19 protein-coding genes are annotated in these 21,318 nt (G+C 73.5%); 12 read left to right on the plus strand and 7 right to left on the minus strand.

The features are described from left to right. The first annotated feature begins 351 nt into the window (after positions 1–351). From AB0881_RS01715 to AB0881_RS01755, 9 genes are all read left to right on the plus strand, one after another. Complete coding sequence (locus AB0881_RS01715) at positions 352–1,719, plus strand: phytase (RefSeq protein WP_366613515.1); 1,368 nt, start codon at positions 352–354, stop codon at positions 1,717–1,719. 17 nt (positions 1,720–1,736) lie between these two features. Continuing rightward, positions 1,737–3,050, plus strand: coding sequence for an alkaline phosphatase PhoX (locus tag AB0881_RS01720; protein ID WP_366613516.1), 1,314 nt, complete (start codon positions 1,737–1,739; stop codon positions 3,048–3,050). Between the two features lie 115 nt (positions 3,051–3,165). Next, the gene (gene pqqA, locus AB0881_RS01725; RefSeq protein ID WP_366613517.1) at positions 3,166–3,288 is read left to right on the plus strand and encodes a pyrroloquinoline quinone precursor peptide PqqA; all 123 of its coding nucleotides are present in this window, start codon (positions 3,166–3,168) and stop codon (positions 3,286–3,288) included. Positions 3,289–3,298: 10 nt separating this feature from the next. Continuing rightward, positions 3,299–4,204: a pyrroloquinoline quinone biosynthesis protein PqqB gene (gene pqqB, locus AB0881_RS01730; protein ID WP_366613518.1), complete on the plus strand. Its 906-nt coding sequence runs from the start codon at positions 3,299–3,301 to the stop codon at positions 4,202–4,204. After that, positions 4,201–4,947 (plus strand): pyrroloquinoline-quinone synthase PqqC, encoded by a 747-nt coding sequence (gene pqqC, locus AB0881_RS01735; protein WP_366613519.1) that lies wholly within the window; start codon positions 4,201–4,203, stop codon positions 4,945–4,947. The genes pqqB and pqqC overlap by 4 nt, the downstream gene beginning before the upstream one ends. Beyond that, positions 4,937–5,212, plus strand: coding sequence for a pyrroloquinoline quinone biosynthesis peptide chaperone PqqD (gene pqqD, locus AB0881_RS01740; protein ID WP_366613520.1), 276 nt, complete (start codon positions 4,937–4,939; stop codon positions 5,210–5,212). The genes pqqC and pqqD overlap by 11 nt, the downstream gene beginning before the upstream one ends. After that, positions 5,209–6,354 (plus strand): pyrroloquinoline quinone biosynthesis protein PqqE, encoded by a 1,146-nt coding sequence (gene pqqE / locus AB0881_RS01745; RefSeq protein ID WP_366613521.1) that lies wholly within the window; start codon positions 5,209–5,211, stop codon positions 6,352–6,354. The genes pqqD and pqqE overlap by 4 nt, the downstream gene beginning before the upstream one ends. Positions 6,355–6,437: 83 nt before the next feature. Next, positions 6,438–7,493 carry a CoA transferase gene (locus AB0881_RS01750; RefSeq protein WP_366613522.1) on the plus strand — a complete coding sequence of 352 codons (1,056 nt, stop codon included), beginning with the start codon at positions 6,438–6,440 and terminating at the stop codon, positions 7,491–7,493. A gap of 43 nt (positions 7,494–7,536) precedes the next feature. After that, positions 7,537–10,392, plus strand: coding sequence for an AAA family ATPase (locus AB0881_RS01755; protein WP_366613523.1), 2,856 nt, complete (start codon positions 7,537–7,539; stop codon positions 10,390–10,392). An 84-nt stretch (positions 10,393–10,476) separates the two neighbouring features. Here the strand turns inward: AB0881_RS01755 and AB0881_RS01760 are convergent, their stop codons facing one another. The 3 genes from AB0881_RS01760 to AB0881_RS01770 form a co-directional block, all read right to left on the minus strand. After that, positions 10,477–11,295 carry a class I SAM-dependent methyltransferase gene (locus AB0881_RS01760; RefSeq protein WP_366613524.1) on the minus strand — a complete coding sequence of 273 codons (819 nt, stop codon included), beginning with the start codon at positions 11,293–11,295 and terminating at the stop codon, positions 10,477–10,479. 192 nt (positions 11,296–11,487) lie between these two features. Then, the gene (locus AB0881_RS01765) at positions 11,488–12,216 is read right to left on the minus strand and encodes a hypothetical protein (RefSeq protein ID WP_366613525.1); all 729 of its coding nucleotides are present in this window, start codon (positions 12,214–12,216) and stop codon (positions 11,488–11,490) included. 104 nt (positions 12,217–12,320) lie between these two features. Continuing rightward, a complete protein-coding gene (locus AB0881_RS01770; RefSeq protein ID WP_366613526.1) occupies positions 12,321–14,342 on the minus strand; it encodes an acyl-CoA dehydrogenase family protein in 2,022 nt (673 codons plus the stop codon). 284 nt (positions 14,343–14,626) lie between these two features. Between AB0881_RS01770 and AB0881_RS01775 the strand changes: the two genes are divergently transcribed. Then, positions 14,627–15,388 carry an IclR family transcriptional regulator gene (locus AB0881_RS01775; RefSeq protein WP_366613527.1) on the plus strand — a complete coding sequence of 254 codons (762 nt, stop codon included), beginning with the start codon at positions 14,627–14,629 and terminating at the stop codon, positions 15,386–15,388. Here AB0881_RS01775 and AB0881_RS01780 read toward each other — a convergent pair. The 4 genes from AB0881_RS01780 to AB0881_RS01795 form a co-directional block, all read right to left on the minus strand. Next, positions 15,385–16,167 carry an enoyl-CoA hydratase-related protein gene (locus AB0881_RS01780; RefSeq protein ID WP_366613528.1) on the minus strand — a complete coding sequence of 261 codons (783 nt, stop codon included), beginning with the start codon at positions 16,165–16,167 and terminating at the stop codon, positions 15,385–15,387. The two genes, AB0881_RS01775 and AB0881_RS01780, sit on opposite strands and share 4 nt — an antisense overlap. 67 nt (positions 16,168–16,234) lie before the next feature. Beyond that, on the minus strand, positions 16,235–17,380 hold the full coding sequence (locus tag AB0881_RS01785; protein ID WP_366613529.1) for an acetyl-CoA C-acetyltransferase: 1,146 nt from the start codon (positions 17,378–17,380) through the stop codon (positions 16,235–16,237). A gap of 148 nt (positions 17,381–17,528) precedes the next feature. Further along, the gene (locus AB0881_RS01790) at positions 17,529–19,559 is read right to left on the minus strand and encodes an MFS transporter (protein WP_366613530.1); all 2,031 of its coding nucleotides are present in this window, start codon (positions 19,557–19,559) and stop codon (positions 17,529–17,531) included. Positions 19,560–19,642: 83 nt separating this feature from the next. Continuing rightward, complete coding sequence (locus tag AB0881_RS01795; RefSeq protein ID WP_366613531.1) at positions 19,643–20,041, minus strand: hypothetical protein; 399 nt, start codon at positions 20,039–20,041, stop codon at positions 19,643–19,645. 126 nt (positions 20,042–20,167) lie between these two features. Between AB0881_RS01795 and AB0881_RS01800 the strand changes: the two genes are divergently transcribed. Together AB0881_RS01800 and AB0881_RS01805 are read left to right on the plus strand one after the other, a co-directional pair. Then, complete coding sequence (locus tag AB0881_RS01800; RefSeq protein ID WP_366613532.1) at positions 20,168–20,326, plus strand: hypothetical protein; 159 nt, start codon at positions 20,168–20,170, stop codon at positions 20,324–20,326. 159 nt (positions 20,327–20,485) lie between these two features. After that, a complete protein-coding gene (locus AB0881_RS01805; protein WP_366613533.1) occupies positions 20,486–21,304 on the plus strand; it encodes a class I SAM-dependent methyltransferase in 819 nt (272 codons plus the stop codon). Positions 21,305–21,318: the final 14 nt, after the last annotated feature.

Genomic DNA, 21,318 nt, shown 5'->3' on the forward strand with positions numbered 1-21,318 from the left:
CCGGATGCCCTCACTCCGCCAACTTGGGCTGGTCGCGCCCCGACCTGCCGCGCCCGCCGACCTGGCGTCGAACCGCGTGCCATGGGCTGCCACCCTCGACCACCCCGCCAGGCTCACGGCCGGCGGCAGGCGCCTCACCCGGGCCGGGCGGGCCGTCAACAGGCGGTGCAGGGGCTCGGAGGGGGTGCCGCCCGGCGTACCCGGGGGCTGTCCGGAACCGGACAGCGGGGCTGACGTGGGGCGGGGGTGGACGGGTGTTGACGCGGCGGGGCGTTCGGTGGACCGTTCCGTCCACCGCCGCAGGGTGGTTTCGGGGGCGACCCGTCTCACTGGCTCCATTCGGAGGACGCCATGCAGAGGAAGCTCTTCCCGGGCTTACTTGGAACGCTCCAAGCGCGTTCCCTGGCCGGAACGCTCGCCTGCCTCGCCGTGCTCGCCGCGGCTCCGGCCGCCGCCGCCGGGACCGGCGTGGTCGCCGTGCCGGCGGCGCTGGAGACGCCCGCGCTGTTCGACGACGACGCGGGCGGGAACGCCGACGGCGACGATCCCGCGATCTGGGCCCATCCATGGGCCGAAGGCTCCGGTCTCGTGATCGCCACCAAGAAGGACGCCGGCCTGTCGGTGTACGACCTGTCCGGCCGCGAGCGCCAGGCCGTCGCCGCGCCGCCCGCGCCCGACCCCGGCGACGCGCCGGGCCGGTTCAACAACGTCGATCTCCTGTACGGCGCCGGGCCCGGCGGCGCGGACATCGCGGTGGTCAGCGACCGCGGCCACGACCGGCTGCGGATCTACACGATCGACCCGCACGCGGCCCGGCGGGGCGCGCCGCCGCTGCGGGACGTCACCGCGGCCGGGGTGCCGTTCCTGTTCTCCGCCGACCAGTCGGAGGTCAACGAGGAGGCAACGGCGTACGGCCTGGCGACATGGTTGGACCGTTCCACAGGCCGCCGGTACGCCACGGTCAGCCGCAACAACCACACGACCGTCGCCATGGCCGAGCTGGTCACCACCGGTGGCCGCGTCGGCTACCGGGTGGTGGACACCATCGATCTGCCGCACACGTTCACGCTGCCGGACGGCACGGCGTGGCGGCCGTGCGGCGAGCCCGGCGAGCTGCCGCAGGTCGAGGGCATGGTCGTCGACCGCGAGCGCGGCATCCTGTACGCGGCCCAGGAGGACGTGGGCATCTGGCGCATCCCGGTACGCGGCGGGCTCGGGAGCGCCCAGATCGTCGACCGGGTGCGCGAGTACGGCGTCCCGTGGACCTACGACGCGGCCGCCGACGAGTGCGTCGTCCACTACGAGGACGACCCCGGATACGGCGGGCGCCATCTGAGCGCCGACGCCGAAGGGCTCACGATCTACTACGCCGGGGACCGCGAGGGCTACCTGCTCGCCTCCGGCCAGGGCGACGACACGTTCACCGTGTACGACCGCGAGCCCGGCAACGCGTTCGTCGGCGCGTTCACCGTCTCCGCCGGGCGCACCGACGGCGTGCAGGAGTCGGACGGGGCCGACGTGCTGAACGTCGATCTCGGCGACCGGTTCGACGAGGGGCTGCTGGTCGTCCACGACGGCCGGAACACCCCGGACGTCACCGGCCCGGACGGCGAGCCGCGCGCCAACACCGACTTCAAGTTCGTGCCCTGGGACGCCGTGGCCGGGGCGTTCCCCGACGAGCTCACCGTCGATCCCGACGGCTGGGACCCCCGCGACTGACTCCTGAGGAGGATCCGATGTCCGTACCACGACGACGCTTCCTGGCCGGCTCCGGGCTGGCGATCGCCTTCACCGGCAGCCTGGACGCGCTGTTCCGGCCGGCCGCGGCCGGCGCCGGTCCCGGGGAGGCGCACGGCTACGGCCCCCTGGTGCCCGACCCGGACGGCCTGCTCGACCTGCCGGAGGGCTTCTCCTACCGGACGATCTCGCCGCAGGGGTCCCCGATCGGGGACACCGTCGTCCCCGGCGCGCACGACGGCATGGCCGTCTTCCGGGGACGCCGGCACGGCACCTGGCGGCTGGTCCGCAACCACGAGCAGCGCGGGCCGGACGGACGGGTCGCCGCCCCGCCGGAGCTGACCTACGATCCCGCCGCGCACGGCGGCACCACGACGATGGAGGTCTCGCGGGACGGGGAGCTGCTCGGCCACCACATCAGCCTGGGCGGCACCTTCGCCAACTGCGCCGGCGGCACGACCCCGTGGGGCACCTGGCTGACCTGCGAGGAGACCGAGGGCTTCGACGGCGAGACGCGGAGCCACGGCTGGGTCTTCGAGATCGACCCGGAGGATCCGCGCCGCAACGCCGATCCGGTGCCGCTGAAGGGCCTCGGCCGGTTCTGGCACGAGGCCGTCGCGATCGACCCGGCGAGCCGGATCTGCTACCTCACCGAGGACGCGAAGGCGCCGTTCGGGCTGCTCTACCGCTTCCTGCCGGACGTCACCGCCAAGCGGTACGGGGCGTACCGGGCCGGCGGGCTGCTCCAGGCGATGCACGTGCCCGGACTGCCGGACCTGTCGCTCGTCCAGGAGGCGGGGACGCGGTTCCGGAACGTGCGGTGGGTGGACGTACCCGACCCCGAGGCCGCGAGCGAGTCCACGCGCATGCAGGTCGATCCCGTCACCCGGGGCGAGAAGCTGGAGGGCGCCTGGTGGGGACGGAACTCGGCGTACTTCGTGACGAGCTTCGCCCGCGCCGCGAACGGCTCGCCCGCCGAGCACGCCGGGCAGGTGTGGCGCTACGACCCGCGGCTCCGGACGCTCGAACTGGAGCTGGTGTTCAAGCCGGGCGGGCGCTACGACTCCCCTGACAACATCACCGTGTCCCCGTACGGGGGCGGCGTGGTGCTGGCCGAGGACGGCGACGGGGAGATCTTCCTCGTCGGCGTCACGAGGGAGGGCCGGCCGTTCGCGCTGGCCCGCAACGCGCTCAACGACTCGGAGATGGCGGGGGTGGCGTTCTCACCGGACGGCCGGACGCTGTTCGCCAACCGGTACACGCCCGGCGTGACCTTCGCCATCACCGGACCCTGGCACCGGCTGCGCCGCTGACGATCCAGGTAGGGACTGGAAGCGCTTTCAGAAACGACGTACGATCACCACCGTACGCGCTCGGAAAGCGCTTTCAGTGCGTGCCGGGCGTTCCCCGACAGGAAGGTGCAGCGTGATGACGGAGCACACCACCGACACCGGCCGGAACGACGACCGCGGGGCCCGCTGGGTCACGCCCGACTTCGAGATCGTGGAGACCTCGCTGGAGGTCACGGCGTACTTCACCGCCGAGAGCTGATCGGCTCGCGATGCGGCTGCTGGTTCTCGGCACCGCGGCGGGTGGTGGTGTGCCCCAGTGGAACTGCGCGTGCGCGGGGTGCGCCGCCGCCCGTGCCGATCCGGCCCGCCGGCGGCGTCGGCATGCCTCGATCGCGGTGGAGGCCGGGCCGGGGCGGTGGTACGTGGTCAACGCGACGCCCGACATCGGCGAGCAGATCGAGGCGTGCCCGCAACTGCACCCCGGGCCGGGGCGCCGCGACACTCCGCTGGCCGGGGTGATCCTCACCGACGCCGAACTCGACCACACGCTGGGGATTCCACGGCTGCGGGAGGCGTCGGGCCTGCGGATCGTGGCCACCGGGGCGGTGCGCGCGGCACTGTCGGGCGGGCTGCGACTGGACGCGGTGCTGGGCCCGTACGCAGGCGTGAGCTGGGCGGCGCTGCCGGAGAAGGGCCTGGAGGTGCTGGACGGCGGTCCGCTGGAGGTCCAGGGCGTGCGGGTGTCGGGCAAGCGGCCCCGGTACGCCGCCGATCTGGACGCCGGTGGTGAGGACGGCTGGGTGGTGGCGCTGCGGGTGCGCGACCGGCGCAGCGGCAGGGTCCTGGTGTACGCGCCGTGCCTGGCCGCCTGGCCGAAGGAGCTGGACGAGGCGCTGAGCGGCGCCGACTGCGTCTTCTTCGACGGCACGTTCTGGGACGACGACGAGCCCCGCCGCGCCGGCTTCACCGATCGGACGGCCACCCGGATGGGCCACCTGCCGATCACCGGCCCCGGCGGCACGGCCGGACGGCTGGCCGAGCTGCCCGCCGCGCGGCGCCTCTACACCCACCTCAACAACACCAACCCCCTCGTCGATCCGGACGACGCCGGGCACCGGCGGCTGGCCGCGGCGGGGATCGAGGTCGCCCGGGAGGGAGCGTTGATCGAACTGTGAGCACGCCCGTACAGGACGAGCGCGTCCAGGACGCGACCGGCGGCAGGATGCCCGACGCCGAGGTGGAGGAGCGGCTCCGGGCGCTGGCCGCGGAGCGGTACCACCATCGCCACCCGTTCAACCTGCGCATGCACGAGGGCCTGCTGAGCCGGGACGAGCTGCGGCGCTGGATCCTCAACCGGTTCCACTACCAGCGGCACATCCCGATCAAGGACGCGCTGATCCTGGCCAAGCTCGGCTCGCGGGAGCTGCGGCGCTCCTGGATCCGCCGCATCCACGACCACGACGGGAGCCCGGACGGCGGGGACGGCGGAGGCATCGAGCGGTGGCTGCGGCTGGGCGAGGCCGCCGGGCTGGACCGGGCCGCGCTGCTGTCCGGCGAGGGCGTCCTGCCGGGCGTCCGGCTGGCGGTGGACGGCTACGTCAACTTCTGCCGGAACGCCTCCACGCTGGAGGCGGTCGCGTCGTCGCTGACCGAGATGTTCGCGCCGGACCTGATGACGACGCGGATCGCGGCGTGGGAGCGGCACTACCCGTGGGTGGAGCCGGAGGGGCTGCGCTACTTCCAGGTGCGGGTGGGGCAGGGCCGCCGTGACTCCGAGGAGGCGCTGGCGTTGGTGCACGCATGGGCGCGGACGCGGGCCGACCAAGAGCGGGTGCTGGCCGGGTTCACGTTCAAGTGCGACGTGCTGTGGTCGCTGCTGGACGCGGTCGAGAACGCGGAGGTGCGCGATGCCCGCTGAGCCCGCGGACGCCTCGTGGCGTCCCGTGCTGGATCGTTCCATCGTGCTCCGGTACGACCGGGTGCGCGGCACCGATCTGCTGCTGATGCCCGAACGTGCGGTACGGCTCAGCGGCGCGGGCGGCCGGATCCTGCGGCTGTGCGACGGCACCCGCACCGTCCCCGCCATCGTCGCCGAACTGGCCGAAACGTTCCCCGACGCCCCACTCGACGCCGAGGTCCCCGCCTTCCTGGACCGCGTCCGCACCCAAGGCTGGCTGCGATGACCCCACCGCCCGGCACCCCCGACGACGCCACGGCCGCCACCTCAAGCGCACCCGCCCCCTCCGCCCCACCCGCGCCCTGGGCGTTGCTCGCGGAGGTCACCCACGCCTGCCCGCTGCACTGCCCGTACTGCTCCAACCCCCTCCAACTCGTCCGCACCAGCGCCGAACTGAACACCGCCGAATGGGCGCGAGTGTTCGGCGAGGCCGCCGACCTCGGCGTCGTCCAAGCACACATCTCCGGCGGCGAGCCACTGCTGCGCCGCGACCTGACCGACATCATCGCCGCAGCACACCGCGCCGGCATCTACACCCAACTCGTCACCTCCGGCCTCGGACTCACCCCCGAACGCCTGGACGAACTGGCCGCAGCCGGGCTCAACAGCGTCCAGATCTCCCTCCAAGACGCCCGCCGCCCCGGCTCCGACCTCATCGCGGGACGCGAGTCCTACACCGCCAAACAGCAGGCCGCACGCGTGATCCGCGCGGCCGGGCTGCCGTTCGGACTCAACGTCGTCCTGCACCGCCGCAACCTCGACAACCTCCAACAGATCATCGAAGTCGGCGCCCACTGGGGCGCCGACCGCATCGAACTGGCCAACACCCAGTTCTACGGCTGGGCCCTGCACAACCGCGCCGCCCTGCTACCCACCCGCGACCAACTCGACCACGCCAAGACCACCGTCGCGGCCTGGCGCCAGCAGCACAGCACACCCGAACTGGTATGGGTGATGCCCGACTACTACGAAGGCGTCCCCAAGCCCTGCATGGGCGGCTGGGGCGCCCGCTCGATCACCGTCGCCCCCGACGGCACCGCACTGCCCTGCCCGGCCGCCTACGCCATCACCGACCTGGCGCCACCCAACGTCCGCGACCGCCCCCTGTCCTGGATCTGGGAGGACTCCCCGGCCTTCAACGCCTACCGCGGCACCGCATGGATGACCGGACCCTGCAACGACTGCCCCCGCCGCGACATCGACCACGGCGGCTGCCGCTGCCAAGCCCACGCCCTCACCGGCGACCCCACCCGCACCGACCCCGCCTGCTCCCTATCCCCCGACCACCACCTCGTCCGCGCGCCCGCCGCCGCCGCCGGCGGGCCCGTTCCGGACCTCGTCTACCGCCGCCCCGGCGCGGCCCGCTGACCCGGCGGGCAATTCCACCAAGCGCTCGCTTGACTCGGGCGGCGCGGTACCGGCAGCGTGAGGAGTGATCAAGGGAGGGTGCGATGGCGCTGCTGGACGGGCTGCGGGTGCTGGATCTGACGATGTGGCGGCCGGGGCCGTACACCACCCAGCTGCTCGCGCAGCTGGGCGCGGACGTGATCAAGGTGGAGCCGCCCGGCGGCGAGCCGATGCGGATGTTCCGGAGCCACTTCGACCTGCTCAACCAGCACAAGCGCAGCGTCGCGCTCGACCTCAAGGACCCGGCGGGCCTGGCGCGGTGCCTGGAGCTGGCGCGGGACGCCGAGGTGTTCGTGGAGGGCTTCCGCCCGGGGGTGGCCGACCGGCTCGGCGTCGGGCACGAGGCCCTGCTGGCCCTCAACCCGGGGCTGGTCTACTGCTCGCTGTCCGGGTACGGCGCGCACGGGCCGCTGTCGGCGGTGCCCGGCCACGACATCAACTACCGGGCGTACTCGGGTTCGCTGCCCTCGGACGCCATGTCGCCGGAGACGGACGAGCTTCCGGTGGCGGACATGGGCGCGGCCACGATGGCCGCCTTCGCGATCACCGCGGCCTGCCTGAAGGCGCGCGCGACCGGGATCGGAGACCGCGTCGACCTCGGCATGACGGACGTGCTGGCGCACTGGGTCGCGACCGTTCCGGAGGCGGCGAACGGGCCGGAGCGGGTGACCGGCTACCGGCCGGGGCCCGTGCCGGGGTACGGGATCTACCCCACCCGGGACGGGCACGCGATCACGCTGGGCGTGGTGTCGGAGGAGCGGCTCTGGGCCGCGACCTGCCGCGCGCTGGAGCTGCCCGACCTCGCCGGGATTCCGTTCACCGACCGGATGGGCCGGGTCGCGGAGATCGACGCGGTGATCGCGAAGGCCGTGGCGGCACTGGACCGTGACACGGCGATCGGCCTGCTGGAGGCGGCGGGGGCGCCGGTCGCGCCGGTGCTGGACCGGGCGGAGATGATGGCGCACCGGCACTTCCGGCACCGGCGGGTGATCGAGGACGGGGACCTGGGCTCGCCGGTGCGCACGGCCGTCCACCCGCCGCTGGGGCCGGGGCCGGTCGCCGAGCTGGACGAACACGGCGGCCAGGGCTGGTCGGGCTGAAAATCCCGTACGTTTTGTCGCACTCCCCTGGCATCCTTGAAGCGTGAGCGCGCGTGCGATGCTGGTCGGCCGGTCGGCCGAACTGGAAGTTCTGGAAGGGGCGCTCGCCGAGGCACCCGGAGCCGTCCTGGTGGGCGGCGAGGCGGGGCTGGGCAAGACCCGGCTGGTCCGCGAGTTCGGGGCCGCCGTCGAGGGGCGGGCCAGGGTGCTGGTCGGCGGCTGCCTGGAGCTGGGCTCGGACGGGCTGCCGTTCGCGCCGTTCACGACCGTGCTGCGCGGCCTAGTCCGCGACATCGGCATCGACGGGGTCGCGGGGCTGCTGCCCCGGGGCGACGCCGGCGGGCTGGCGCGGCTGCTGCCCGAGTTCGGCGAGCCCGAGGGCGAGGCCGCGTCCGGGCAGGAGCGGGCCCGGCTGTTCGAGCTGGTCCTGATCCTGCTGGAGCGGCTCGCCGACGAGGGCCCCGTCGTGCTGGTCATCGAGGACGCGCACTGGGCCGACCGCTCCACCCGCGACCTGCTGGCGTTCCTGATCCGCAACGCCGACACCGCACCGCTGCTGATCGTCGTCACGTACCGGACGGACGAGCTGCACCGCACCCACCCGCTGCGGCCCCTGCTCGCCGAGCTGTCCCGGGTCGACCGGGTCCGCCGGCTGGAGCTGGCCCGGCTGACCCGTACGGACGTCGCGAGCCTGGTGGCGGGGCTCCAGGGCGGCGAGCCGACGGCCAGGGCGGTGGAGCGGATCCACGCGCGGAGCGAGGGCAACCCGCTGTTCGTGGAGTTCCTGCTGGAGAGCGACTGCGACGAGCTGCCCGAATCGCTGCGCGACCTGCTGCTCGCGGGCGTCCAGCGGCTCCCCGAGGAGACCCAGGACGTGCTCCGCGACGCCAGCGGCGGCGGCACCCGCATCGAGCACGCGCTGCTGTCGGCGGTGTCGCGGCTGGACGACTCCCGGCTGACCCGCGTGCTGCGCCCCGCCGTCGCCGCCAACGTGCTGGTCGTGGACGGCGACGGCTACGCGTTCCGGCACGCGCTGATCCGCGAGGCCATCCACGACGACCTGCTGCCGGGCGAGCACACCCGCCTGCACACCCGCTACGCCCAGGCGCTGGAGAACGATCCCGGGCTGGTGCCGTCCGGGCGGCTGTGGGTCGAGCTCAGCCACCACTGGAACGCCGCCCACGACGCCACCTGGGCGCTGGTCAGCTCGTGGCGCGCGGCGGGCGAGGCGCGCAAGGCGCTGGCGTACGCGGAGTGCCTGGGGATGCTGTCGCGCGTGCTGGAGCTGTGGGAGCGCGTACCGGACGCCGCCGAGCGGATCGGCGCCGAGCACGCCGAGGTCATGGAGCTGGCCGCCGCGGCCGCCGACGACGCCGGCGAGTACGAGCGCGGTGTCAAGCTCGCCACCGCGGCGCTCCGCGCCGTGGGCACCGGCGAGGGGACGAACGAGCGGCGCGCCGAGCTGCTGATGCGGCGCGGCCGGATGTACTACCAGATGGCCCGTCCTGGCTTCGTCGAGGACCTCCAGGAGGCGGCCCGCTGCCTGCCCGCCGACCCGCCGACGGTGCTGCGCGCCCGGGCGCTGTCGGCGCTGGCGCAGTACGTGCGCCTGACGACCGACATCCCGAGGGCGCGCGAGGCCGCGGCCGAGTCGCTGCGGATCGCCCGGCGGGTCGGCGACCCGACCGCGGAGGCGGACGCGCTCAGCACCCTGTTCTGCGTGGACGTCGACTACGACGGCGGCGACTCGCTGCTGGACGAGGCGGAGGCCGCCGCGAACGCGGCCGGCAACCACCGGGTGCTGCTGCGGTTCGCCGTGATCAAGTCGCACTTCCTGGAGGGCGCCGCGCGGCACGAGGACGCGGTCGCGGTGGCCCGGCGCGGCATGGAGCTGGCCCGCGAGTTCGGCGTGGCCCGCACGCAGGGCGCGTTCCTCGGCATCAACCTCGCCGAGCCGCTGTTCTCGCTGGGCCGCTGGGACGAGGCGCAGACCGTGCTGCGGCAGTCGCTCGAACAGGACCCGGCCGTCACCACCCGCACCTCGCTGCTCATCCTGTCCGGCGAGATCGAGCTGGCCCGCGGCGATGTGGAGGCCGCCTGCAGGCGCTTCAACGAGGCGCACGAGATCATGGAGTTCAAGACCCGCTGGCTGAAGACCCAGGACTACTTCGCCACCATCCGGCTGGAGGCCCGGGTCCATATGGCCGAGGGCCGGCCGGCGGAGGCGCTGGAGGTCATCGGCGGCGTGATCGCGAACCCGGGGCTGCCGGACGACGCGCGGTTCGCGTGGCCCGTCCTGGTGATCGGCGCGGAGGCCTGCGCGCGGCTCGGTCCGGACGCCGCCATCGGCGGGGTCCCGGCGTTCCCGCTGATCGAGGAGCGCGCCGCCGGGCTCGTCACGGTCAGCCCGTCGCAGGCGGCGCACCGGCTCACGTACGACGCGTACGCCGCCCGGGTGCGCGGCGCGGAGACCCTGGCGGGCTGGGACGCCGCGGCGGCCGCCTGGCGGGACCTGCGACGCCCGTACGAGCTGGCCGAGTCGCTCCTGCGCGGCGCCGAGGCCGCGCTGGCCCGCGGCGACCGCGACGCCGCCGCCGAGCGCCTGGAGCGCGCCGGCGAGGCCGCCCACGGGCTCAGGGCGAAGCTGCTGTGCGACGAGATCGGCGAGCTGTCGGCGCGGCTGCGCCGCCCCGCCGACGCCGCCCCGCTCGGCCTGACGCCGCGCGAGTTCGAGGTGCTGCGGCTGGTCGCCGCCGGGCAGAGCAACCGCGACATCGCCGCGGCGCTGTTCATCTCCGCGAAGACCGCCAGCGTCCACGTCTCCAACATCCTGGCGAAGCTGGGCGTGACCAGCCGCGGCGAGGCCGCCGCCACCGCCCACCGCCTCGCCCTCTTCTAGAGAGGACGCCGGCCCGGGGACGGGGGCACCCCTCCAGCCCCCGTCGCCGGGCCGACGGATGCGGTGACCCCCGCCGGGGCCGCGTCAGCGCGGGACGCGCGCGACGCAGAAGACGGTCTGCCCGAACGGCGGGCGCACGACGCGCTCGATGCCGCGGGTCAGCGGGATGACGGTACGGTCGTAGATCTTGACCAGCCGCGGGTCCGGGTAGCCGGCGCCGCCGCGGCGGACGGCCGCCCACCAGGCGATCCCGCCCAGGAAGTTGATCGGCTTGAGCACCTCCGGCAGCAGCCCGGCCTTGCGGACCGACGCCTTCAGGGTGTCGGGGGTGTAGCGGGTGACGTGCCCGACCTTGCGGTCGAAGTCCCCGTACAGCTGCATGTAGCCGGGCACCCAGATGACGATCCGGCCGCCGGGCTCGGTCACCGAGGCGAGGTCCTCCAGCGCCTTGACGTCGTCCTTGATGTGCTCCAGGACGTTCATCATGACGACGGTGTCGACCTTCTGCCGGATGTCGATCTCGGCGGGCAGTTCCAGGTCGAGGACCTCGACGTCGGGGTTGCCGTCGTACCGCTTGCGCAGCTCGCCCACGCAGTACGGGTCGTTGTCGCTGACCGCGAGGTAGTCGAGGCGGCCGGCGAACTGCTCGGAGAAGTGCCCGAGACCGGAACCGATCTCCAGCAGCGACCGGCCGACGTGCGGCGCGACCATGTCGTACTCGTACTTGCGGTAGTTGCGCGCCTCGTCACCGCCGAGGTGGTTCTCCAGGGCGCCCTCGCCGGCGGCCGGCTGGACGAGCTCGCCGTCGCCCGCCGTGGGGGCCGCGGGCTGCGGCCGAGGGCCGCTCCCGAGGAGGTTGACGAGGGTACCGGTGATGGACTTCTTCTGACCTGGTGACTGCATTACTTCCCGCTCGCTGGGTGCGTTTAGCCGCTCGCTCTTCGGCTTGGCGTTCGCCGGACCGCGGGCCGGCACCTGTACGGGGCAGGCCGGTCTCTGGCGCAAGGTCGCGTCAGTCTACCCACAGCGGCCCCGGTGGCATGCCCCAGGCGCGCCATTTCACGTCGGGGCCGGGCGCGCCGCGCAGCCGGCCGCTCACCGTCCGGTGAACTCGCGGGCCTGGCTGGACGGGCCCGCGCCGCCCATGAGATGCCAGGTCACGTCGCCGTACCGGGTCGCGAACAGGTAGTCGCGGCAGGCGCGTTCCAGCGCGTTCGGCGGGCGTGTTCGGACCGTCCCGAATTCGTGCTCGGCGGCGGCGATGAGGGCGGCGCCGAGCCGTTCGGGCGTCGCCCCGGGCGTCAGGTCGCCGAGCGCCGGGCGCGTCTCCTCGCCCGCGATGTAGCGGGCGGCGACGCCGTCGGGGACGACATGGACCGCGGCGTGCGCGAGGTCGGCGTGCCTGGTGCGCAGCCGCGCGGTGCGTACGGACCCGTTCCGGAGCGCCGCGGCCGGTGGGCCGAGATCTTCGACAGCCGTGGCCATGAGCTCGCCGAGACCCGGCGGCGCCCCGGAACGGGGGTCCCGGCGGCGGGAGGAACCGCGCGGGAGGACGAGCGTGACGTTGAGCGTGCCGGGGCCGGTGTAGACCGCCGCGCCGCCGGTGGCCCGGCGGACGACGCGGATCCCGTCCTCGGCGCAGCCGGCCAGGTCGACGGCGCGGTCGACGTCCTGGAAGCGGCCAACGATCACGCTCGGGGCGTTCCGCCAGACGCGCAGCACGGGGGCGGCGCGGCCGGTGCGCGCCAGCGCCTCGTCCAGCGCGAGATGCCACGCCGGATCGTGCGCCGGATCGCGTACCTGGTCGACCACCATGCTGAGCAACGCCGGGCCTCCCGCCCCTCCTGGTTCCCCGCAACATACCGATGACGCGGGCGGATCACAGGCGGAGAGTTTCATATGGCGACACAGTGCATATGAGGCCCAGGTCAGGGGATCGTGCGGTGCACCCCGTCCCGCTCGCTCGGCCCCGGCTCGGCCGCGGCGATCCACGGGCCGGGGATGGACGGGTCCAGCACGCCCTCCTCCAGCCAGGTGAACTCTCCGCCGAGCACCTGTCTGGCGAGTTTCACGTCGAGGTCGTCGGTGTTGCGCCAGAGCCCGTCGAACAGCTCCTCGACCCGCACGCGGGACTGCCGGCAGAACGCGTCGGCGAGCCGCAGGGCCGAGCGGCCGGGCGCCGTCGCACCGCCTCCGGCCAGCGGTTCCGCGCTCTCCGCGGAATCCGAGGACGCCGTGGACGCCGCGGACGCCGTGGACGCCGCGGCGTCCGCCTGAGCCCGTACGCAGACCGCGCTCATCGCGTACAGCTCGGCGCCGATGTCGACCATGCGGCCGAGGAAGCCCTGCTTGTACTCCAGCCTGCCCTGCCAGCGCCCGGCCGCGTAGAACGTGGAGCGCGCCAGCTTGCGCGAGGCCCGCTCGACGTACCGCAGGTGCCGGGCGAGCGCGCCGAACTCGGCGTACGAGCCGGGCCGCTGCCCCGCGCCGGTCACCAGCGTCGGCAGCCAGCGCGCGTAGAAGCCGCCGGCGCGGGCGGCCGCGCGAACCTTGTCCTCGCGGGACGCCTCGGGGTCGATGATGTCGCCGGCCACCGACAGGTGCGCGTCCACCGCCTCGCGGGCGATCAGCAGATGCATGATCTCGGTGGAGCCCTCGAAGATCCGGTTGATCCGCAGGTCGCGCAGCAGCTGCTCGGCCGGGACGCCGCGCTCGCCGCGGGCCGCCAGCGACTCGGCGGTCTCGTAGCCGCGCCCGCCGCGCACCTGGATCAGCTCGTCGGCGACCCGGCAGGCCATCTCCGAGGACCACAGCTTGGCCAGCGCGGCCTCGATCCGGATGTCGTTGCGCTCGTCGTCGGCCAGCTGGCCGGACAGGTCGAGCATCGCCTCCATCGCGTACGACGTGGCCGCGATGAACGCGATCTTGCGCGCGACGGCCTCGTGCTCGCCGACCGGGCGGCCCCACTGGACCCGCTCCCGGCTCCACTCCCGCGCGATCTTGGTGGCCCACTTGCCGGCCGCGGCGCAGATCGCCGGCAGCGACAGCCGCCCGGTGTTGAGCGTGGTGAGCGCGATCTTGAGGCCGGCGCCCTCCGGCCCGATCAGGTTGGCGGCGGGCACCCTGACCTGGTGGAACCGGGTGACGCCGTTCTCGATGCCGCGGAGCCCCAGGAACGCGTTGCGGTGCTCGACCGTGATGCCCGGCGTGGACATGTCCACCACGAACGCCGAGATGCCGCCCCGGTGCCCCTCGGACTTCGGCACGCGCGCCATCACCACGACGAGGTCGGCGACGACACCGTTGGTCGTCCACAGCTTGACGCCGTCCAGCAGGTACGAGTCGCCGTCCGGGACGGCGGTGGACCGGAGCCGGGCGGGGTCGGAGCCGACGTCCGGCTCGGTCAGCAGGAACGCGCTGACCTCCCGGGCGCAGCGCGGCAGCCACGTCTCCTTCTGCTCGGCGGTGCCGAACAGCTTCACCGGCTGCGGTACGCCGATCGACTGGTGCGCCGACAGCAGCGCGGCCAGCGCCGGGTTCACCGATCCGACGATCATCAGAGCGCGGCCGTAGTGGAGCTGGCCGAGGCCGAGCCCGCCGTACCGTTCGGGGATCTTCATGCCGAGCGCGCCGATCGCGCGCAGTTCCTGGATCACGCCGTCGGGAATGCGCGCGGTCCGCTCGATCTCGGCCGGATCGATCTTGGTGGCGCACAATTCCCGGAGCCGCTCCAGGAACTCCTCCCCCTTCCGCCGCGCCGCCTCGTCCGGGCGCGGATGGGGATGCACGAGATCGAGCCGGAAGTCTCCGAGGAAGAGCTGCTTCCCGAAGCTCGGCAGCCGCCATTCGGCGTCCCGCGCCTCCTCGGCGACCTTCCGCGCGGCACGCGCGTCCACGTCCTTGTCCGGCGCGGCGGGGCTCTCGGCGGTCTTGCGGCTCGGCTCGCTCATGCTGCTTCTCCGTTCGCCTCAACCGCGAAGTTACTCCCCGGTCGGGAGCTTGAGCAGACCCAGAACGGAACGGGAATTCGCGATCTTGGGCGAAGTTTCAGGCGCCCTTTGCGTCCGCCGGAAACGGTCGCGCCGCGAAACCGGAATCGGACGGTGAAAGGACCGTTCCATAGCGTGTCCTTACCGTCGAATCCGGCGCCCCGCGTACGCGGAAAGTGCTCCAATAAAGGGGAGTGTCGGCAAAGGCCTTGACCGCGCGAGGCCGGAAGGGTTCGCTGTGCGTGATGGATGAGACACGGAGGCCGACCCTGATCGCCTCGGTGCAGCGTGCGCTGCGCCTGATGGAGGCGGTGGCCGCGCATCCCGGCGGCGCCCCGGCCAAGCAGCTCGCCCGCGAGGCCGCCCTCCCCCTCGCGACCACCTACCACCTGCTGCGCACGCTGGCGCACGAGGGCTACGCCATGCGGCTGTCGGACGGGCTGTGGGTGCTGGGCGACCGCGTCGAGTCCCTGCACGGGCCGACCCGCACCCAGCAGGTCCTGGCCCGCGTCCGGCCCACCCTGATCGCGCTGCGCGACGAGCTGGGCGCCGCCGCCTACTTCGGCATGCAGATCGACGGCGAGATCCAGATCGTCGACGTCGCGGACGGCCCGCGGGCCCCGCGCGTCGACCTGTGGGTCGGCTTCAGCGACGCCGCGCACGCCACCGCGGTCGGCAAGTGCGTCCTGGGCCAGCTCAGCGAGGAGCGGCGCCGCGACTACCTGGCCCGGCACCCGCTGGTCGACCTGACCCCGCACACCATCACCGACCCCGCCCGGCTGCTCGGCCTGCTGCGCGAGCCCGGCGACGTCTCGATCGACCGCGAGGAGTACGCGATCGGCACCGGCTGCGCCGCCGTCCCGGTCGGCGACGCCACCGGCACGGTCGTGGGCGCGCTGGCGGTGTCGGTACCGCCGCGCCGGCTGCCGAAGGTGGAGGCGTCCGTGCACCGGATGCGGGCGACCGCCGCCCGCATCCAGCGCACGCTCAGCCTGACGATGGCCTAGCGGCCCTTGAAGTCGGGCTCGCGCCGTTCCAGGAACGCGGCGATGCCCTCCTTGGCGTCCTCGGTCGCGGCCAGCTCCACCAGCTCCCCGAGCAGGTGCTCCACCTGGTCCTCCAGCGGCCGCCCCTCGATCGCGAAGAACGCCTCGCGCCCCCTGCGCAGCCCGATCGGGCTCTTGGCGGCGATCGTGCGGGCCAGCTCGTCCACCCGGGCGTCCAGCTCGGCGCGCGGCACCGCCTCGGTGACCAGGCCGATCTCCCGGCCCTCGGCGGCGCTGATCCGCTGGCCGGTGTAGTAGAGCTTGAACGCCTGCTTCGGCGGCACGTTCCGGTTGATGATCGCCATGATCATCATCGGCCACAGCCCGACGTTCACCTCCGGAGTGCCGAGCGTGACGTCATCGGCGGCGATCACCAGGTCGCAGGCCGCCGCCAGCCCGAGCCCGCCCGCCACCGCGTGCCCGGCCAGCCGCGCGATGACCGGCTTGCCCAGCCTCGGGAACGCGGTGAACAGCCGGTACGGGGCGCTCGCGCGGATCGCCTCCGGATCGGCCACCGTCCCGTCCGCGCCGAGCCCGGCCAGGTCCGCCCCGGCGCAGAAGGCCCGGTCGCCGGCGCCGGTGAGCACGATCACCCGTACCGCGCCGTCGGCGGACGCCCGGCCGAACGCCGCCAGCAGCTCGCCGATCATCTGGTCGCTGAGCGCGTTGCGCGCCTCGGGCCGGTTGAGCGTGATCCGCGCGATGCCGCCGGCCGCCTCGTACAGAACGGTCCCGTCCATGCCCCTCCTCGGAGAAAGCGGAACGGCGGGCGGGGAGTCCCCGCCCGCCGTCCGGCGAATCCTACGGTCAGACGCGCTCGATGATGGTGGCGTTGGCCTGGCCGCCGCCCTCGCACATCGTCTGCAGGCCGTAGCGGCCGCCGGTGCGCTCCAGCTCGTGCAGCAGCTTGGTCATCAGCACGCCGCCGGTGGCGCCCAGCGGGTGGCCCAGCGCGATCGCGCCGCCGTTGGGGTTGGTCTTCTCCAGCGACGCGCCGGTGTCCTTGGCCCACGCCATCGGCACCGGGGCGAACGCCTCGTTCACCTCGAAGACGTCGATCTCGTCGATCGTCAGCTTGCTCTTGGCGAGCGCCTTCTCGGTCGCGGGGATCGGGCCGGTCAGCATGTAGACCGGGTCCGAGCCGGTGAGCGCGAGGGTGTGGATCCGCGCCCGCGGGGTGAGGTTGTGCTGCTTGACGGCCTCCTCGGAGGCGATCAGCAGCGCCGAGGACCCGACCGAGATCTGCGAGGCGACCGCGGCGGTGATGTCCCAGCCGTCGCGCAGCGGCTTGAGCCCGGCCATCTTCTCCAGCGTCGTGTCCGGGCGGGCGCCCTCGTCCTTGGCCAGCCCGGCCAGCGGGGCGATCTCCCGGTCGAAGTAGCCGGCCTCGATCGCCTTGGCGGCCCGCCGGTGGCTCTCCAGCGCGAACTTCTCCATGTCCTCGCGGGAGAAGCCCCACTTCTCGGCCATCAGCTGCGCCCCGCGGAACTGCGAGATCTCCTGCTGGCCGTACCGCTCGCCCCAGCCCTCGCCGTACGGGAAGGGCATGCCCTTCTCCAGCGCCATGGCGACCGACGAGCCCATCGGCACGACCGCCATCTGCTCGACGCCGGCCGCGACGACCAGGTCCTGGGTGCCCGACAGCACGCCCTGGGCGGCGAAGTGGATCGCCTGCTGCGAGGACCCGCACTGCCGGTCGATGGTCACGCCGGACACGTTCTCGGGCAGCCCCGCCGACAGCCACGCGGTACGCGCGATGTCGAGCGACTGCGGCCCGACCTGCATGACACAGCCCATGATCACGTCATCGACCGCGGACGGGTCCACCCCGGTCCGGTCGACGAGCTCCTTGAGCGTGTGCGCCCCGAGGTCCGCGGGGTGAACGTCCTTGAGGGCACCCTTCTTGGTGCCGACGGGGGTACGGACCGCGCCGACGATGTACGCCTCGGCCACTACGCCTCCAAGTGTGGGGTTGGATGGTTCCGTCCCGAAACCGAGTGTGATTCGGTCAGTCAGTATGAGATTACATCGGCCGCGATGCAACGCCCATATGACCTGCATCTCGCAGGGACTCCCACCACCAAGGTAGGCGCCGCCGCGTTCAGCGCGCCGGGGTGGTCCCCGCGAAGACCTTCACGTCGGCGTCGTCGCCGAGGGACTCGTCGGCCAGCTTCGACAGCAGCCGGGCCAGCTCGGGGTGCTCCTCGGGCTCCCAGCCCTCCAGGTGGCGGGCCAGGCCGGCGCGGCGGGCGGCGACGAGCCGGCCCGCGACCTCCCGTCCGGCGGGGGTCACCGTCAGCTCCCCATCGTGCCGCCGGACGAGGCCGTTCTCGACGAGGCGGTTCACGTACGGGCGGCCCTGCTCCGCCGGGACGCCGGCGCGCTCGGCCAGGGCGTCGCCCCGGATCGTCCCCTCGCGGGCGATGCGGCACAGCGCCCACATGCTGCCCGCGGGCAGGTCCACCTCCGCGATCCGGCCCAGCCGGGCGTACAGCTCGGTGGCCTTGGCGTCCTGGCGCATCAGCTCGCTCAGCGCGCGCTCGATCTCGTTCTGGGACGACCGGTACGTCGGCGCGCCCCCGAAGCCCTCCCCGTAGTCCCGCGTGTGCGAGGTCGCCCGCAGCGGCACCTCCCGCAGGAACCACGTCAGCACGAATCCCACCAGCACGATCGGCACCGCCCACAGGAACACGGTCTGGATCGACTCGGCGTACGCGTGGACGAACTCGCCGCGGATCCGCGGCGGGAGCCGGTCCATCGCCTTCGGGTCGCCCTGCACCGCCGCGGGATCGAAGCCCGGCGGCATCCCGCGCAGCACGCCCTCCATGTTGTGCGCCAGCCGGTTGCTGAAGATGGACCCGAACACGGCGACGCCGAACGAGCCGCCGATCTGCCGGAAGAACGTCACGCCCGAGGTCGCCGCGCCGAGGTCCTCGTACGGCACCACGTTCTGGACGGCGATCACCAGCACCTGGAGGACCATGCCGAGCCCGAAGCCCAGCAGCGCGAACCGCAGCCCGGTGGAGAGCGTGGAGGTGGCCTCGTCCATCCGCGAGCACCACCACAGCGCCACCGCGACGATCGGCGTCCCCAGCACCGGAAAGATCTTGTAGCGGCCGGTCCGGCTGATCAGCTGCCCGGACCCGATCGAGGAGACCAGCATCCCGGCCATCATCGGCAGCAGGTGCACCCCGGACATCGTCGGCGTGACCCCGTGCACCACCTGGAGGAAGATCGGCAGGAACGTCAGCGCGCCGAACATCGCGAACCCGACCACGAAGCCGATCGCCGACCCGAGCGTGAACGTCGGATGCGCGAACAGCCGCGGCGGCATCACCGGCTCGGCCGCGCGCCGCTCCACCAGCACCCACGCCGCGATCAGCACGGCCGCGCCGGCGCCGAGCGCGATGATCTGCGGCGACACCCACGCGTAGGTCGTGCCGCCCCACGTGGCCAGCAGCACCAGCCCGACCGACCACCCCACGATCAGCAGGATGCCGAGGTAGTCGATCCGGTGCCGCTCCCGCCGGGACGGCGCGTGCAGCACCGCGGCGATCGCCAGCAGCGCGAGCACCCCGATCGGCAGGTTGATGTAGAACACCCACCGCCACGACAGGTTGTCGACGAACCACCCGCCGAGCAGCGGGCCCACCACGCTGGAGATCCCGAAGACGCCGCCGAACAGCCCCTGGTACCGGCCCCGGTCGCGCGGCGGCACGACGTCCCCGACGATCGCGAGGACCAGCACCATGAGCCCGCCGCCGCCGAGCCCCTGGAGGGCCCGGAACGCGACCAGCTCGGCCATGTTCTGCGCGATCCCGCACAGCGCCGACCCGATCAGGAAGATGACGATCGACGCCTGGAACAGCCGCTTGCGGCCGTACTGGTCGCCCAGCTTCCCCCACAGCGGCGTGGACGCCGTCGCGGCGAGCAGGTACGCCGTGACCACCCACGACAGGTGGTCGAGCCCGCCGAGCTCCCCGACGATCGTCGGCAGCGCCGTCGACACGATCGTCTGGTCGAGCGCGGCGAGCAGCATGGCGAGCATGAGCGCGCCGAGCACGACGTACAGCTGCCGCCCCTTGGGCATGCTGCCCGCGCCGACCGGTGCCTCCGTCGCCCCAACGCCCATGCCAAGCCCCCATGCCGTACGGCTACAGGGGACCCCTTACCCACCGCGATCGGGAGATCACCGGCGGCTCCGGGCGGACGGGCTCAGCGCACGATGTCCTTGGTGACCTTGGCGGCGCCGGCGGCGGCCACACCCCCGGCCAGCGCGACGGCGGCCGCGGCGCGCCACAGCGGGAGGGTCTTGCGGGAGCGGAGGCCGCTCACCGCGTCCAGGGAGTCCACGACCAGGCCCATGCGGGCCCACAGGGCGCGGTCGGAGTCCTTGCTCAGCAGGTAGCCGGCGCCCAGCGCGATCTCGCGGGCGGCGAACATCCGGACCGCCAGGTCGCGGCCGCCGTCGGCCGGCTTGGCCGCGCCGAGCACGCGGGCGCTGAGGCCGGGCGCGACGAGCGCGGCGGCGCCGAGGGCGATCCGGCCCCTGGCCACCTGCACCATCAGGTCGTCGACGCGGTCCCGCTTCTGGTCTTCCATCGCATCTGCCACGCCCGTGAGGTTATCCCCGCACCGAACGTAATTCGACCTCGGGGGTAACACTGCCCTTACCCGCGGCCGGGGCGGCGCGGCGTCTAGGCTGCCAGGGGCGGCACGTCCTCGAAGCGGAAGGTGGCCATGGAAGGCATTCTGGCCCTGATCGTCGTCGCGCTGCTGGGGTCGTTCTGCATCCGGTGGGCGGCGGCGCGGATGCGGCTCCCGGTACCGGCCCGGGCCTCCGTGCTGGTGGTGTTCGTGCTGGTGGTGCTGGCGCTCTGGGGGCAGTCCCTGGAGTAGGCGCGGGGGCGAGGTATGGCAATTTCTCCCTTTCGCCGCGAACAAACCCCGCCGGCGGCGAGTCATAGCACTTGAGACCGGCTTCGCACGCCCCGGCGCCCCCGGCGGCACGATCGTTCCCCGCACCGCGAGGCCGACCGGAGCCGTAGGGAGAAAGACGTGCCGCATCCGGCCACGATCGCCGCCGCCCCCGTCGCCCCGCACCTCCGGCGCCTCCTCGATTTCACCGAGCCCTCGCCCGACGACGTCTGCCTGGACGTGGCGCGCGGCCCCGGCCCACTGCCGGACGCGCTCGGCCCCCAGGTACGGCACATGACCGCCGTGGACGCGATGCCGCGGCGGCACCGCGGGAGCGATGGCCGCCGGATGGACACGGTCACGTTCGGCACCGGCCCGGTCCGCATCCCGAGCGGTCCCGACACCCCGCCCGAGGCCAGGACGGCCATGGCGACGCGGGACGACATCCGCGTCCGCCGGCGCGGCACCCCCGATCCGGTACGGGTCCGCGCCGACGCGACCGCGCTGCCGTACCGCGACGGCAGCTTCTCCCTGGTCACGGCCCGGTTCTCGCTCTACACGCTGGGACGCCCCGAGCGCGTGCTCCGGGAGCTGCTGCGGGTCTGCCGGGGACGGCTGATCATCGCCGACCTCGTCCGCGGGAACCTGGCGCAGCCCGACCGGGACCGCATCGAGCGGCTCCGCGACCCCGACCATCCCGGCACCCCGTCGATCGCGGCGATGACCGAGCTGGTCACGTCGGCGGGCGCCAGCATCCGCCGGCTGGACGTGTTCACCGTCGAACGCCCGCTGGAGCCGTGGCTGTCGGGCGCCCGCGACCCGGACGCCGCCGACCGCATCCGGACCGCGCTGCTGGACGAGGTGGACGGCGGCCCGCGTACCGGCGCGAAACCCCGCGTCATCGGCGGCGAACTCTGGTTCACCCAGTCCTGGGCGCATGTCGCCGCCGAGCCCATCTAGGGGACCCGGCGTAA

The organism is Spirillospora sp. NPDC029432 (assembly GCF_040703975.1).
Taxonomy (GTDB): domain Bacteria; phylum Actinomycetota; class Actinomycetes; order Streptosporangiales; family Streptosporangiaceae; genus Spirillospora.

Bases quoted from the DNA above. Each gene is read 5' to 3' on its own strand.
- AB0881_RS01720 (WP_366613516.1), top strand. From the start codon at position 1,737: ATGTCCGTACCACGACGACGCTTCCTGGCCGGCTCCGGGCTGGCGATC.
- AB0881_RS01750 (WP_366613522.1), top strand. From the start codon at position 6,438: ATGGCGCTGCTGGACGGGCTGCGGGTGCTGGATCTGACGATGTGGCGG.
- AB0881_RS01760 (WP_366613524.1), bottom strand. From the start codon at position 11,295: ATGCAGTCACCAGGTCAGAAGAAGTCCATCACCGGTACCCTCGTCAAC.
- pqqB (WP_366613518.1), top strand. From the start codon at position 3,299: ATGCGGCTGCTGGTTCTCGGCACCGCGGCGGGTGGTGGTGTGCCCCAG.
- AB0881_RS01780 (WP_366613528.1), bottom strand. From the start codon at position 16,167: ATGGACGGGACCGTTCTGTACGAGGCGGCCGGCGGCATCGCGCGGATC.
- AB0881_RS01770 (WP_366613526.1), bottom strand. From the start codon at position 14,342: ATGAGCGAGCCGAGCCGCAAGACCGCCGAGAGCCCCGCCGCGCCGGAC.
- AB0881_RS01790 (WP_366613530.1), bottom strand. From the start codon at position 19,559: ATGGGCGTTGGGGCGACGGAGGCACCGGTCGGCGCGGGCAGCATGCCC.
- pqqD (WP_366613520.1), top strand. From the start codon at position 4,937: ATGCCCGCTGAGCCCGCGGACGCCTCGTGGCGTCCCGTGCTGGATCGT.
- AB0881_RS01715 (WP_366613515.1), top strand. From the start codon at position 352: ATGCAGAGGAAGCTCTTCCCGGGCTTACTTGGAACGCTCCAAGCGCGT.
- AB0881_RS01775 (WP_366613527.1), top strand. From the start codon at position 14,627: ATGGATGAGACACGGAGGCCGACCCTGATCGCCTCGGTGCAGCGTGCG.
- pqqE (WP_366613521.1), top strand. From the start codon at position 5,209: ATGACCCCACCGCCCGGCACCCCCGACGACGCCACGGCCGCCACCTCA.
- AB0881_RS01800 (WP_366613532.1), top strand. From the start codon at position 20,168: ATGGAAGGCATTCTGGCCCTGATCGTCGTCGCGCTGCTGGGGTCGTTC.
- pqqA (WP_366613517.1), top strand. From the start codon at position 3,166: ATGACGGAGCACACCACCGACACCGGCCGGAACGACGACCGCGGGGCC.